The organism is Okibacterium fritillariae (genome assembly GCF_052783725.1).
The window spans coordinates 693107-706337 of the sequence record NZ_CP199917.1 but is presented as its reverse complement, the minus strand read 5'-3'; the positions used below and the strand labels follow the sequence as shown (position 1 = coordinate 706337).

The window sequence follows — 13231 nt, the reverse complement described above, 5'->3', positions numbered from 1 at the left end:
GAAAAGAGAATGTTATGTCCACTGGTACCGTCAAATGGTTCAACGCTGAAAAGGGCTTCGGATTCATTGCCCCCGACGACGGCTCGGCCGACGTCTTCGCGCACTACTCCGCCATCGCTTCGAGCGGCTACCGCTCGCTCGAAGAGAACCAGAAGGTTGAATTCGACACCGCTCAGGGCCCCAAGGGTCTCCAGGCTGAGAACATCCGCCCCCTCTAAATCTCCCTCGGGATCAGGTTCGCGCTTCGGCGAGAACACCCCCGAATGAAGAATCTCTGATTCTTCTTCCCAAGAAGCCCCGGTCTTTCGGCCGGGGCTTCTTGCTTTAACTCTCCGACGCTCATCTCCCCTATGCTCGCTGCACGCGGGTCAAGGCCTTGACGCACCCGCGCGAATCCGTCGAAATGGATACACGATGAACGAACACGACGAACCCTTGCAGCTGCCGAACGATCGCGCCGATCGTCCGATCGAAGGATCGAGCCCGGCGGTCTTGGCGCTCACCCTGTCCGAAACGCGCGGCCAGCTCGCCGAGACGATGCGGGAGATCCAAGACCGGTTGACGCCCGATGCCTTGCGCGCGCGCATCCGCGACATCGTCTGGGAGCGACGAGTGGGCATTATCACCGCAGCAGCACTGGCAACCGCAGCCGTCGTGCTCGTCGTCGCCGTGAAGAAAGGCCAGAACCGATGACCGACACCGCCAAGAAGACGACTCCCGAGAACGTTCCCGAGGGTGATGACGCTCCCCGCGACACCGGCAAGGACTCCCCCGCGAAGCTGAAGGGCCGTCACTGGGGGTACATCCTGAAGCGGGCCTTCCGTCAGTTCACGCAGAACCAGGGCAGCGACATCAGTGCCGCCCTCACCTATTTCACCGTTCTGGCGATCTTCCCCGGCATCCTGGCGATGGTATCCATCCTCGCGCTCATCGGGCGCGACGAGGATGTCACCGGCCAGCTCATTGCATTCATGAACTCCTCCCTGCCGCAAGACACCGCCGAGTCGCTGCGCGGGCCCATCGAGAACCTGACCTCATCACCGGGGGCCGGCTGGGCGCTCGTGATCGGTCTTGCAGGTGCGATCTGGTCGGCATCCGGTTATGTCAGCGCCTTCTCGCGCGGCCTCAACCGCATCTACGGCGTGAAAGAGGGGCGACCGGTCTGGAAGCTGCGCCCCAAAATGCTCCTCATCACGGTCATCGTGCTCGTGACGCTCGTCATCATGTCGTTGCTCATCATCGTGTCTGGGCCGGTAGCCGAGGCCATCGGCAACTTCATCGGCTTGGGCGACGCCGCGCTGCTCACCTGGAACATCGTCAAGTGGCCCGTCACGGTGTTCCTGGCGATCTTCCTGCTGGCCGTGCTCTACCACATGACCCCCAATGTGGCTCAGCCGCGGTTCCGCTGGGTCAGCCCCGGCGCCATCTTCGGGCTCCTCGTGTGGGCGCTCGCGACCGTGGGCTTCTTCTTCTATGCCGCGAACTTCAGCAATTACGACGCGACCTATGGCTCGCTCGGTGGCGTGATCATCTTCCTGCTCTGGCTGTTCATCTCGAACAACGCCCTCGTGCTGGGCGCCCACGTCGACGCCGAAATCGAGCGGATGCGCGAGCTGCGCGCCGGCATCGAGGCGGAATACGACCTGCAACTCCCCGTCCACGACCGTGCCCAGATCGACAAGGCGATCGACGCCGCGGCCAAGGACGTGCTCAAAGCGCGCGAGTTCCGACTCTCGGAAGGCAACCCCGCGCCGGGTTCGGATGGCGACACCAGCGAGGGCTCTGAACGCGGTCGCGGTGACCGTCGGGACCGCGACACGCCGTCGGGCCGGAAATAAGTAGCCCCACGCCCGGGCTTTTTTGAGGAATCTCACGTAGGCTGAGAGATGTCCTGTTGCCACACAATGGCGACGGGCCCGGGCCGGGGCGCCTCTATACTCATCTCCCTGGTTCCGTGTGCCGTTCTGATTTGCGCTGCAGATGAGGCGACCATTGGGTCGTCGAGGCGCCGGAGGATTCAACTTTGGCAACAAGCTCCACACCGGAATCGTCGAGACCCGACCGCAAGCTTGGCGACTCTTCTAAATCCGAGGCGACCACATTTTCGCTGAGCGATTCGGCACACTCCCTGCCCACGCGTCGCAGCCGACGAGCTGCAACCTCCGCCCCGGCGGCTGGCGCCCCGTCTTCGTCGACTCAGCTCCCCGCGGCAGATGCTCCGAGCCTGCACACACCGACGACCATCGTGGTCGAAGAAAGTGCACCCGCGCGCCCGCTCACGCGGCGAGAGCTGCGCGAGCAGCGCCTGCGCGAACAGGCTGAGATCGTCGCCGCGGCTGACGCGATCGACGTGCATGGCTCGGACGACGTTCCGGCCGAGCAGGGCGAACCCGTCACGGTGAGCGTCGAGGTTTCCTCCGCTCCCGAGCTGTCTGATGCGGCACCGGCGACGTCCACGATCACCATTCCCGCGGTCCACACCTCTTCCGACCAGCACGCCGCCGCTCAGGTCGCCGCGTCCGCGTCGCGCGTCGACGCATCCCCTGCCGCAACGGGCCAGAGCCCGCGGCCCGCATTCACGATTCCCGGTGCCGAGAACGTGCGGCCCGTGGCATCCGCTCGCCTCGACAGCGCCGACCGCGCGGCAATGCCGGTCCCCGCCGCCATCCTGCCCGCGTCGACCGGCGGTCACTCCGATCTGCCCGGCACCTCGACGCGCAAGGGTTTGCGCGAGCGACTGCGCTCCACCCGTTCCACGTTCGCCGTGGCACTCGTCATTCCCGGGCTCGTCGGCACGTTCGCTCTTCCGGCCTACGCGCTTGCCCCGACGGCGACCGGCACAGTGGACGCCATCGGTCAGCCGATCACGCGCACCGCCGACGGACAGTCTTTGACCGTGGCGCAGACGGTTGCCCAGGCCGACCTCGCTCGCGACACCTATGACGCCACCTCGAAGGCCGACCTCTCGACGGCTCAGCGCGCCGCCGGCTTCGCGTTCGCCTCGGGTGGTGCACTCAGCGACTACACGGCCCCCTCCGAGACCGGTTGGTGGCGCCCCGCGCCCGGCGCGATCACCTCGCCCTACGGCCCGCGTTCGCTCATCTGCAACGGCGTCGGCTGCTCGAACAGCTTCCACGAGGGCATCGACTTCGGCGGTGCGTGCGGAACGCCCGTCAAGGCGGCCTCCGACGGCCTCGTCACATTCGTCGGCAACGCCGGCGCTTTCGGCAACCGCGTCATCATCAAGCACAACGACACCGAAGAGACCATCTACGGTCACCTGCTGAGCGGTTCGTTCCAGGTCGCCGTCGGCGACGTGGTGACGGGTGGCCAGTACATCGCCGACATCGGTGCCACGGGCGTCGTCAGCGGCTGCCACCTCGACCTCAAGGTGCAGATCAACGGCGAGCACACCGACCCGGCCGTGTTCCTGCGCAGCAAGGGCGTCACCGTCTAGGTTCGGCGCACCATCCACACGGATTCAGAAAGAAGTCCGGCTCACTCAGGTGAGCCGGACTTCTTCGTGCGGGGTGCGTCAGCGGCGGCGACGCGCGGCGTCGAGCCAATAGTTGCTGAAGCCCGCATCCTCGGGGTTGACGTTGGTGCCGGGGGCGACGATCTCGTCGATGCGATCGAGAGTGGCATCATCGAGTTCGACGGATGCCGCATCCAGTTGTGACTCGAGCTGCTCGAGCGTGCGCGGGCCGATGATGGCGCTCGTCACGCCCGGGTGGCGCAGCACGAACGCGAGCGCCAGGTGCACGAGCGGGATGCCGAGGTCGTCGGCGAGGGCCCCGAACTTGTCGGCCGCCTCGAACTTGGCCGCGATGGCCGGGTTGCTGAGGTCGTAGCGGTTGGGATCGCGGTCGCTGCGGTGGGTGGTGGGTAGGTCGCGACCGGCGCGGAACTTGCCGCTCAGCCATCCGCCCGCGAGGGGGCTCCAGACGAGCGTGCCCATGCCGTGACGGTGGGTGGTCGGCAGCAGGTCGGCCTCGATGCCGCGCGTGAGCAGCGAATAGGGCGGCTGCTCGGTGACGAAACGCGCGGTGTGGTTGTGGCGGGCGGCCCACTGCGCCTCGACGACCTGCGACGGCTGGAAGGTGGACGAGCCGATGTAACGGATCTTGCCCTGGCGGACGAGGTCGTCGAGCGCCCCGAGGGTCTCCTCGATGTCGGTGTGCTCGTCGGGGCGGTGCATCTGGTAGAGGTCGATGTAGTCGGTGCCGAGTCGCTGCAACGAGTCCTCGACGGCGCGGATGACCCAGCGACGTGATCCCCCGCGGTAGTTGGGTTGCTGCTTCATGCCGTTGAAGAACTTGGTGGCGAGGACGATGTCGTCGCGTTTGCCGGACTGGGCGAGCGCCTTGCCGACGATCTCCTCGGACTCGCCGTAGGCGTAGATGTCGGCGGTGTCGATGAAGTTGATGCCCGCGTCGATCGCGCGGTGGATGACCCGGATGGAGTCATCATGGTCTTTGTTGCCCCAGTCACCGAACATCATGGTGCCGAGGCACAGTCGGCTGACCTCGACGCCCGTGCGGCCGAGGTTCGTGGTGGGTTGGGTGGCGGATTCTGTGCTGGTCTGCTCTGACATGCGCCCCACCCTACGCTTCGCGCGTGACCGATCGGATGGGGTGGCGCGAATCGTGGCTGAGGGCTACGCCGCCGCGTAACGCTCGTCGAGCACGTAGCCGCTGTCGCGGATGACCGGGAGAACGAGCGTGGGCGGCATCTCGGTGCGGGCGAGTTCGCGCTCGGTGGCTGTGTAGTCGTCCCAGGCGTGGGCGTCGTAGGTGGTGTCGGCGGTAGTGACACCGGCGGCGACGGTGCGGGCGGTAGCGGCACGGGCGGTAGCGGCACCGGCGACAGCGGCGGAGTTGCGGCCCGTCAGGCGCTTGACGAGCGGCACGATGGCCTGCAGCCCGATGACGATCCACACGGCGTTGACGGCGGCGGAGGGCCACGCTTGGCTGACCGTCGCGCTGACGCAGAGCAGGGCTGCGCCCGCGATGTTGAGGGACTGGAAGAGGGCCGACGTGGAGGTCAGTTTGCCGAACGTCAGGAGGGCATAGGCCGTGACGGTGCCGAGTGCGCCGAGCCAGCCGGCGAGGGTGAGGAGGAGCGAGGAATCCACGTGCGGGTGCAACTTTCGGGAACGACGATCACCGCGTCAGCGGTGAGGTATGAAGGGGTATGAGGCAATCATCCGTCACTCGACGCCTAAGCACAAATAACGAATCCTGATGCGATGCATTAGATTTGCTTACTGTGGATATGGACCCGAAACGCCTCTCGTTTTTGCTCGCCGTCGCCCGCTACGGGAGCATCCTGGCGGCCGCCGATTCGTTGCATCTGACCGCATCCGCCGTGTCGCAACAGGTGAGCCGGCTCGAGAAGGAGGAGGGCGTCGAGCTCCTGGAACGCGGACCGCGGGGCGTTGGCCTGACGCCGGCCGGCCGCATCCTGGTCGAGGCCGCCGAGAACATCGAACGCGAACTGGCTGACGCCCGCAGCAGGCTCTCTGAGGCCCAGCACGGCGTGACCGGGCGTGTGGTCATCGGGGCGTTCCAAACGGTCGTCTCGGGCTTCCTCGTGCCCATTCTCGACCACCTGCACGAGGCGCTGCCCGGCCTCGAGCTCAGCATCGCGGATGCTACGAGCGCGAGGCTTCCTCGAATGCTGCGCACCGGCGAGGCCGATCTCATCATCGTCGACCGCGACCTGGCCGACACCGGGCACACGCCCGCACACACCGCTGACGTGCCCCTGCTCGACGAACCGTGGCGCCTGGTCGTTCCCCGGGGCTCGACGTTCGACCTGAGCGGCGCGGGGCTCGAGAAACTGCCGTGGCTCGGGGTGGCGCCCGGTGGGGCATCCGAGCTGCCCGTCGAACGCGCGAAGGCCGCGCTCGGCATCACTCCCCCGGTCGTGCATCGTTACGAAGACTTCCAGGCGGCGCTCGCGCTCGTGCAGGGCGGGCTCGGCGTGACGCTGCTGCCCGCGCTGACCGTGCGACTGGGCGTGCCCGAGGGGTTGGATGTCATCGACCTGCCCGGGCTCGGCAGCAGGCACCTGACGATTCGGCATCGGTCGACGCGGCGCGAGCCCGGGGCAGGGACGCGGGCCGTCGTGACCGAACTGGTGCGGGCGGCTGGCGAGCTGGACGTCCTCGGGAGCGGCGACTGAGAGAGCGGGTGGCTGAGGGCGCGGGCACCGGCAGGTTCCGGCGGCGGAGACCCCGGTCACTCCGACGGCAGAAGCGCGGATGCAACCGTCACCGCAGAGGGAGGCAAAAGCGGACGCACTCTCAGCCAGAGCTTCGGCCGGCCACGTTAAACGAAAGCGGCCCGCCGAAGCGAGCCGTTTCGATCTGTCTCAACCAGATCTGTGGATGTGAATCCTGTGCGCCCGGAGGGATTCGAACCCCCAACCTTCTGATCCGTAGTCAGATGCTCTATCCGTTGAGCTACGGGCGCATGGCTTGTTCTCTCGGAGTTTGTGCTCTTCAAGGCCGAAGATGAGCCTACACGAAGCTGGCGGGCGGCGCCAATCGAGGCCGGGCGAGCAGGTTTCACCGGGGACGGGAACAGCGAAATTCGTGCGTACGAACAGTATGCATTCCGCGGTATACGGCCGAAAATCGCCGTAAACTCGCGGGGTGAACGACTCCGCCGTGCCACCCGAGGCGCACTCCCCCAGCCCAGCCGACCTGCGCCGATGGCGACGATACCTCGCCGACGAGCGGGCCGAGGCGGCCACCTACCGCGACCTCGCCGAACGCCGAGACGGGCAGGAGCGCGACATCCTGCTGGCCCTGGCCGACGCCGAGGGGCGACACGAGGCACACTGGCTCGAACTGCTCGGCGACCGCGAGGGCAAACCCGCACGCACCGACCTGCGCACGCGCATCCTGGGCACACTCGCGCGGCGTTTCGGCTCGATCTTCGTGCTCGCGCTCGTTCAGCGCGCCGAAGGCCGCTCACCCTATGCCGACGACACCGATGCGACCGTGGCCATGGCGGCGGATGAACGCATCCACGGCGAGGTCGTGCGCGGTCTGGCGGCTCGGGGCCGCAGCCAGCTGTCGGGCACGTTCCGCGCCGCAGTGTTCGGCGCCAACGACGGGCTCGTCTCGAACATGGCGCTCGTGGTGGGCATCAGCGCGACGGGTGTGCCCACTCCCCTGGTGCTCGCGTCGGGCGTGGCCGGGCTGCTCGCCGGGGCCCTGTCGATGGGCGCGGGCGAATACGTGTCGGTGTCGTCGCAACGCGAGCTGTTGTCGGCATCCACCCCCGACCCGGAGGCGCGCACGGTCGTTCCGCACCTCGACGTCGACGCCAACGAACTGGCGCTCGTCTACCGGGCCCGGGGCATGGAGCAGCGCGCCGCCGAGGAGCACGCCCGCGAGATGATCTCGGGCACCGACTGCGCGCACGGCGACGATCCACACGTGTCGGCCTCGACCGCACCCGACGAAGCCCGCGATGAACACGAGGCCATCGGATCGGCCTGGGGTGCGGCGATCTCGAGCTTCCTGTTCTTCGCCTCGGGCGCAATCATCCCGATCATCCCCTACCTCTTCGGCATGGGCGGCCTGCCCGCACTCGCCGTCGCCGCCGTGCTCGTCGGGCTGGCCCTACTGGTCACGGGCGCGACGGTCGGCGTCCTCTCGGGGGCATCCCCCTTGAAGCGCGCGCTGCGGCAGCTGGCCATAGGCTACGGGGCTGCGATCGCGACCTACCTCCTCGGCCTCCTGTTCGGAACGTCGGTCGCCTAGCTCGAGTCAGGCGCGAACGAACCGAGACCGTTCAGGGCGCGCACGAAGGTCGTGGGGCCAGCGCACCGGCAGCCTGCGCTCAGAAACGCGCGGCCCCTGCGCCTCAGCCCCAGAGCTGCTGCGTGGCCCGACGCGCGCCTTCCGAAAGCGTCTCGAGTTTCGCCCACGCGATCTGCGGATGGATGCGCCCACCCAGCCCGCAGTCGGTCGACGCGATGACCCGCTCGCGCCCGACCGCCTGCGCGAAACGCCCGATGCGCTGCGCCACCAGGTCGGGGTGCTCCACCACATTCGTCGCGTGGCTCACGACGCCCGGGATGAGCACCTTGCCGTCGGGCACCGCCACATCGCCCCACACGGTCCACTCGTGCTCGTGCCGCACGTTGCCCGCCTCGAACGAATAGCCACCCGCGTTGATGTCGAGCATGAGATCGACGATGTGCTTCAGCTCGATGTCCGTCGTGTGCGGGCCATGCCAGCTGCCCCAACACAGGTGGAAGCGGATGCGATCCTCGGGCAGTCCCCGGATGGCGTGGTTCAGCGCTTCGACCCGGATGCGGGTGAACGCGCGGTAATCCTCGACCGATGGCTCGGGGCTGATCTGGTCCCAGTTCTCGGCGATCGAGGGGTCGTCGATCTGCAGGATCAGGCCCGCATCGATGATGGCGCGGTACTCCTCGCGCAGCACCTCCGCCCACGCCCACACGTGCTCCTCGTCGGTGGCGTAGTGGTGGTTCGCGACACGGGCGCCGCTGCCGGGCGAGAGGGCCGTCAGGAAACCGTCGGTGATGCCCGCCGCGTCGAGCGCGCGACGGAGGTTCGAGGCATCCGACGCGACCTGCTGCTGGCCGACATAGCGGAGCGGGCCCGTGGTCGAGGGGAAAGCGGTGGCACCCGAACCGGTCGAGATGCCGGATGTCGGGTCGGTGTAGGCGTCATGGAAGCGCACCCAGTCGCGGCGGTCGGGGAAGGACGTGAGCCGCACGTCGCCCGGGGAGGAGCGCACGGGCTGCTGGCTGAAGATGTTCTCATCGGTGAGGGTCAGGCCCGCCACCCGCTGGAACGAGTAGGACCACCAGGCGCCGTAGTCGACCGCGCTCGTCATGGCCTTGCCGAACTCGCCGTCGTTGGGTTGGCTGATGCCCGCGGCCGCCTGGCGCGCCACCACGTCGTCGACCGCGCCCGCGAGCTGCTGCTCGAACTCGGGCGTCGACAGAAGCGTGAACCCGTCGTCGGCGAATGTGCGCGCCTCGTTCGCCGCGATCAGCTCGGGCGTGCGCGGCAACGAACCCGCGTGGCTGGTCTGGATGAAATCGTCGTTCAGCAAGGGCACGGTGGCCTCCTCGATCGTCGTTCGAATGCCGGGGCTGGTTGCCGCCGACCGCGCGCGAGGCTTCGCATGATGCGCATCACTGCCTCCCAGTTTTCCACGTTGCGGCGCCGAAACGGCTATGTTTCCTCGTGTTTCCAGCCGGACAGGGCATCATGGGTAGGCACAGGCCACCGCCTCTGCAGACGAACCGCACGCCCCGCATCCCCCGCGGCCGTGCGGCACGGAGAAAGGGAGCCGACCCATGCCACTCGTGGACAACGGCGTATACATCGCCGGCAAGCGCACCGAGAACCCCGCCAGCCTCGACGAGACATTCGAGGCCATGCGATCGCAGAACGGCATGGCCTGGATCGGTCTCTACCGCCCCGACGCCGAAGAGGTGCAGGCCGTCGCGGCCGAATTCGGGTTGCACCACCTCTCCGTGGAGGACGCCCTGTCGGGGCATCAGCGCTCCAAACTCGAGCGCTACGACGACACGCTCTTCGTGGTGCTGCGGCCCGCACGCTACCTCGACGCCGAAGAAGAGGTCGAGTTCGGCGAGCTGCACATCTTCGTGGGGCCGGACTTCGTGGTCACCATCCGCCACGCCGAATCGCCCAACCTCGCCCGCGTGCGCAACCGCATGGAGGCGAACCCCGCGCTGCTCGCGCTCGGCCCCGAAGCGGTGCTCTACGCCATCCTCGACGAGGTCGTCGACGAATACGCGCCCGTCATCGCGGGCCTCGAGAACGACATCGACGAGATCGAGGACCAGCTCTTCGGCACCAACGAAGACGTCGCGCAGCGCATCTACGAGCTGTCGCGAGAGGTGATCAAGTTTCAGCGGGCCGTGCATCCGCTCACCGCGATCATCGAGGCGCTGCTGCGCGGGTCGGCCAAATACCAGGTGGATGTCGAACTGCAGCGCTCCCTGCGCGACGTGCTCGACCACACCATCCGCGTCGTCGAACGCACCGACGGTTTCCGAGCACTGCTCGACAACGCGCTCACGACGCACTCGACCCTCGTGGCGCAACGCCAGAACGACGAGATGCGGCGGATGACCGAGACCAGCCTCGCCCAGAACGAAGAGGTCAAGCGCATCTCGGCGTGGGCCGCCATCCTCTTCGCCCCCACGCTCATCGGCGCCATCTACGGCATGAACTTCGACAACATGCCCGAACTCCACTGGGAGTATGGCTACCCGATGGCCATCGGCCTCATGGTGTTGAGCGGCATCGGGTTGTACGTGGCGTTCAAGTTCCGGAAGTGGTTGTAGCGGGTCGCACGAGACGTATGCTCGCTAGGTGAGCGATACGACGGTAACGAGCGGGCCGGAGGCGGCGTCGGGCGACGACGCGGGCGAGGAGACGTCGGGCGGAAGCATCCGCACGGTGGTGATCGCGTTCGTGGCGAACCTGCTGGTGGCGGTGGCCAAGACGATCGCTGCGTTCGTGACCGGGTCGGCCTCGATGGTGGCCGAGTCGGCGCACTCGTGGGCGGATGCGGGCAACGAGATCTTCCTGCTGATCGCCGAACGTCGCTCGGTGAAGAAGATCGACGGCAGCCATCCGCGTGGGTATGGGCGCGAGGCCTACGTGTGGTCGCTGTTCGCCGCCGTCGGGCTGTTCACGGCCGGCGCCGTCGTGTCGATTCAGCACGGCATCCAAGAGCTGTCGAACCCCGAGGAATCCTCCGATCAGATCGTCGCGTACATCGTGCTCGCGATCGCCTTCGTGCTCGAGGGTTTCTCCTTCGTACAGTCCTATCTGCAGGCGAAGAAGACCGCCCAGGCTCGTGGGATGGGCACGTTACACCACGTGTTGGGCACGTCGAACACCACGCTGCGGGCCGTCTTCGCCGAGGATGCGGCCGCGCTCATCGGACTCGTCATCGCCTTCTTCGGCGTGTTCCTGCACCAAGTGACGGGCAACGCCGTCTTCGACGCGGTCGGCTCGATTCTCGTGGGTGTTCTGCTCGCGATCGTCGCGCTCGTGCTCATTGACCGCAACCGCCGCTTCCTGGTGGGCGAGCCGGCCTCGGCGGATGTGCGGCGCCGCATCGTGGGGCTGCTGCTCGCGCGCGACGACGTCGAACGCGTCACCTACCTGCACCTCGAGTTTGTGGGGCCCGAGCGCTTCTTCCTCGTGGCCTCGATCGACCTGACGGGCAACGACCGCGAGGTGGATGTCGCGCGCGAGTTGCGCCGCATCGCTACCGATCTGGAGCAGAGCCCCTACATCGCGGATGCCGTGCTGACGCTCTCGACGCCGGACGAGGCCTCGCTGACCGCGTAGGCCTAACCTGCGGAAAACTCACGCCGGGACAGAGTGCGCAGACGGTGAGACACACGCCGGAACAACGAGCGCAGACGGCGGAACACACGCCTGAAAATGAGTGCGGAGACGGCGGGATTTGAACCCGCGGTCCCCGTGAGGGGACTCCACCTTAGCAGGGTGGTGCACTCGGCCGGACTATGCGACGTCTCCAATGCGGCCGACTGGCGGACGCACGTCTGCAATCATAACGGGTGCCGGGGCGCGAACCCAATCCGGTCGGGCGACGGGATGTCGCGGCATCCGCTCGGCGTCGTTAGTTGTTGCCCTTTGAGCAGGTTCGGTCGTCGGCGGTCTGGCCGAGCACGTTCTCGGGCAGGGCCACAGCTCCCCCGGGGGTGGCGGGAGGAGTGGTCGCGCCGGCGTCGAGCGGAGGTGTCGTCGAGCCCTCGACGGGGGCCGGCGTTTCGACCGGAGCGGGCGTTTCGGTGGCACCCGGCGCGTTGGGGTCGAGCTCGGAGCCCACGCCCGTGCCACCCGTCAGCGAGATGGGCTGGTCGTTCTGGATCGCCTGGAACAGCGCGTTGGCCGACGATTTGATCGGCAGCACACCGCTTTGGCCGCCCGAGTCGCCGATGGCGTTCGGGTATTGCACGAACACGATCTGGTCGAACGGGATGTCTTTCAGCGCGAGCGCGATCGAGACCATGTTGTTGAGGTTGTTGAGGTGGTTCGACAGCGTCATATTGCTGGCCGCGGCCTTCGCGATGCCGAACAGCTTGGTCGGATCGGACAGCGTGTTGCCGTCTTTCAGCGTGCGCACGAGCGCCGAGAGGAACACCTGCTGGTTGCTGATGCGGCCGAGGTCGGATCCGTCGCCGACGCCGTGGCGGGTGCGCAGGAATTGCAGCGCTTCGAGGCCCTGCAGGTTGTGCGTGCCGGCGGCGAGGTCGAGGCCGGTGTAGGGGTCTTTGATGGGTGATCCGACGCAGACATCCACGCCGCCGACCGCGTTGGACAACTCGATGACGCCGTTGAATTGCACCTCGGCGGCGAAGGGGATGCTGAGACCCGTGAGCTTCTCGACCGTGAGAACCGTGCAGGGCAGGCCGCCATAGCTGAGGGTGGTGTTGATCTTCTGCGAGCTCATGGCGCCGTAGGTGCCGCCGTCGGGGTTGGGGCAGGCGGGGATCGGCACGAAGAGGTCACGAGGGAAGCTCACGACGGTGGCGCTGCTGTGGTCTTCCGAGATGTGCAGCAGCATGGTGACGTCGTTGAGGGTGGCCGTCTCTTTCTCGGGATCGCCGAACATGGCGTCCTGGCCCTGGCGGCTGTCGCTGCCGACGAGCAGCAGGTTCACGCCGCCCTCGATAGCGTCGATATCGGGCATCTGCACGCCCGGCGTCTCATTGGCCAGGGTGACCGACGGCTGGATGCTGGACACCACGCTCCAGGTGGCGATCGCGGCGACCGAGCCGCCGCTCACGAGCAGAACGGCCACGGCGGCGGCGAGGAACTTGAGCACCGCGCGAACGGCGCTGTAGCGCTTGAGACGACCGTGGCGCGCAATCGTGGGAACGCGGGCAGCGCGGCGAGGACGACGTCCCAAATCGCTCACAGATGTTCCCCTCGTTGCGCTGACCCTGCTGACCTGCTGGTGGTGCTGGTGGTGCGGTTGGTGCAAGCACTTCTGCGGAGGGCGTGGGATTCGAACCCACGAGACATTTCTGCCCACTGGTTTTCAAGACCAGCTCCATCGGCCGCTCGGACAGCCCTCCCAGCCACGCGAAACCTCGCCCGACCTCGCATGATTCTATCGGATGGAGTGTTTCGGGCTCGTCACATCGGTTCGAAGCCCGCCAGACG

At 67.2% G+C, this 13231-nt stretch carries 12 protein-coding genes and 3 tRNA genes; 8 read left to right on the top strand and 7 right to left on the bottom strand.

Translation table 11 applies throughout. The annotated features are described in order from the left end of the window. Positions 1–14: 14 nt before the first annotated feature. The 4 genes from ACUWEX_RS03430 (at position 15) to ACUWEX_RS03415 (ending at position 3457) form a co-directional block, all read left to right on the top strand. The gene (locus ACUWEX_RS03430; RefSeq protein WP_077054097.1) at positions 15–218 is read left to right on the top strand and encodes a cold-shock protein; all 204 of its coding nucleotides are present in this window, start codon (positions 15–17) and stop codon (positions 216–218) included. Positions 219–414: 196 nt separating this feature from the next. Then, positions 415–693 carry a hypothetical protein gene (locus ACUWEX_RS03425; RefSeq protein ID WP_079726863.1) on the top strand — a complete coding sequence of 93 codons (279 nt, stop codon included), beginning with the start codon at positions 415–417 and terminating at the stop codon, positions 691–693. Next, positions 690–1838 (top strand): YihY/virulence factor BrkB family protein, encoded by a 1149-nt coding sequence (locus ACUWEX_RS03420; RefSeq protein ID WP_079726862.1) that lies wholly within the window; start codon positions 690–692, stop codon positions 1836–1838. Before ACUWEX_RS03425 ends, ACUWEX_RS03420 begins: the two co-directional genes overlap by 4 nt. A 407-nt stretch (positions 1839–2245) precedes the next feature. Then, a complete protein-coding gene (locus ACUWEX_RS03415; RefSeq protein ID WP_445997122.1) occupies positions 2246–3457 on the top strand; it encodes a M23 family metallopeptidase in 1212 nt (403 codons plus the stop codon). A gap of 78 nt (positions 3458–3535) precedes the next feature. On the opposite strand, the gene ACUWEX_RS03410 is transcribed toward ACUWEX_RS03415, so the two are convergent. Both ACUWEX_RS03410 and ACUWEX_RS03405 read right to left on the bottom strand, forming a co-directional pair. Continuing rightward, the gene (locus tag ACUWEX_RS03410) at positions 3536–4594 is read right to left on the bottom strand and encodes an aldo/keto reductase (protein WP_445997121.1); all 1059 of its coding nucleotides are present in this window, start codon (positions 4592–4594) and stop codon (positions 3536–3538) included. Positions 4595–4657: 63 nt separating this feature from the next. After that, positions 4658–5134, bottom strand: coding sequence for a CBU_0592 family membrane protein (locus tag ACUWEX_RS03405; RefSeq protein WP_445997120.1), 477 nt, complete (start codon positions 5132–5134; stop codon positions 4658–4660). 140 nt (positions 5135–5274) lie between these two features. On the opposite strand from ACUWEX_RS03405, the gene ACUWEX_RS03400 reads away from it, so the two are divergent. Next, positions 5275–6186, top strand: a complete 912-nt coding sequence (locus tag ACUWEX_RS03400; RefSeq protein ID WP_079726858.1) for a LysR family transcriptional regulator — start codon at positions 5275–5277, stop codon at positions 6184–6186. A gap of 217 nt (positions 6187–6403) precedes the next feature. Here ACUWEX_RS03400 and ACUWEX_RS03395 read toward each other — a convergent pair. After that, positions 6404–6476, bottom strand: a tRNA-Arg gene (locus ACUWEX_RS03395). Between the two features lie 182 nt (positions 6477–6658). On the opposite strand from ACUWEX_RS03395, the gene ACUWEX_RS03390 reads away from it, so the two are divergent. After that, the gene (locus ACUWEX_RS03390) at positions 6659–7777 is read left to right on the top strand and encodes a VIT1/CCC1 transporter family protein (protein ID WP_445997119.1); all 1119 of its coding nucleotides are present in this window, start codon (positions 6659–6661) and stop codon (positions 7775–7777) included. Positions 7778–7880: 103 nt separating this feature from the next. Here ACUWEX_RS03390 and ACUWEX_RS03385 read toward each other — a convergent pair whose 3' ends face one another. After that, the gene (locus tag ACUWEX_RS03385) at positions 7881–9110 is read right to left on the bottom strand and encodes a cobalamin-independent methionine synthase II family protein (protein ID WP_079726857.1); all 1230 of its coding nucleotides are present in this window, start codon (positions 9108–9110) and stop codon (positions 7881–7883) included. 241 nt (positions 9111–9351) lie between these two features. Here ACUWEX_RS03385 and corA point away from each other — a divergent pair, with 241 nt between their 5' ends. Next, a complete protein-coding gene (corA, locus tag ACUWEX_RS03380; RefSeq protein WP_079726856.1) occupies positions 9352–10368 on the top strand; it encodes a magnesium/cobalt transporter CorA in 1017 nt (338 codons plus the stop codon). 28 nt (positions 10369–10396) lie between these two features. Beyond that, on the top strand, positions 10397–11386 hold the full coding sequence (locus ACUWEX_RS03375; protein ID WP_445997118.1) for a cation diffusion facilitator family transporter: 990 nt from the start codon (positions 10397–10399) through the stop codon (positions 11384–11386). Positions 11387–11489: 103 nt separating this feature from the next. Here the strand turns inward: ACUWEX_RS03375 and ACUWEX_RS03370 are convergent. The 3 genes from ACUWEX_RS03370 to ACUWEX_RS03360 form a co-directional block, all read right to left on the bottom strand. Further along, positions 11490–11578 (bottom strand) — tRNA-Ser (locus tag ACUWEX_RS03370). 103 nt (positions 11579–11681) lie between these two features. After that, positions 11682–12983, bottom strand: a complete 1302-nt coding sequence (locus tag ACUWEX_RS03365; protein WP_079726852.1) for an LCP family protein — start codon at positions 12981–12983, stop codon at positions 11682–11684. A 75-nt stretch (positions 12984–13058) separates the two neighbouring features. Further along, positions 13059–13143 (bottom strand) — tRNA-Ser (locus tag ACUWEX_RS03360). Positions 13144–13231 lie beyond the last annotated feature (88 nt).

Excerpts from the sequence above, each read along its gene's own strand:
- ACUWEX_RS03430 (WP_077054097.1), top strand. The coding sequence starts at position 15 with ATGTCCACTGGTACCGTCAAATGGTTCAACGCTGAAAAGGGCTTCGGA.
- ACUWEX_RS03425 (WP_079726863.1), top strand. The coding sequence starts at position 415 with ATGAACGAACACGACGAACCCTTGCAGCTGCCGAACGATCGCGCCGAT.
- ACUWEX_RS03420 (WP_079726862.1), top strand. The coding sequence starts at position 690 with ATGACCGACACCGCCAAGAAGACGACTCCCGAGAACGTTCCCGAGGGT.
- ACUWEX_RS03410 (WP_445997121.1), bottom strand. The coding sequence starts at position 4,594 with ATGTCAGAGCAGACCAGCACAGAATCCGCCACCCAACCCACCACGAAC.
- ACUWEX_RS03400 (WP_079726858.1), top strand. The coding sequence starts at position 5,275 with ATGGACCCGAAACGCCTCTCGTTTTTGCTCGCCGTCGCCCGCTACGGG.
- corA (WP_079726856.1), top strand. The coding sequence starts at position 9,352 with ATGCCACTCGTGGACAACGGCGTATACATCGCCGGCAAGCGCACCGAG.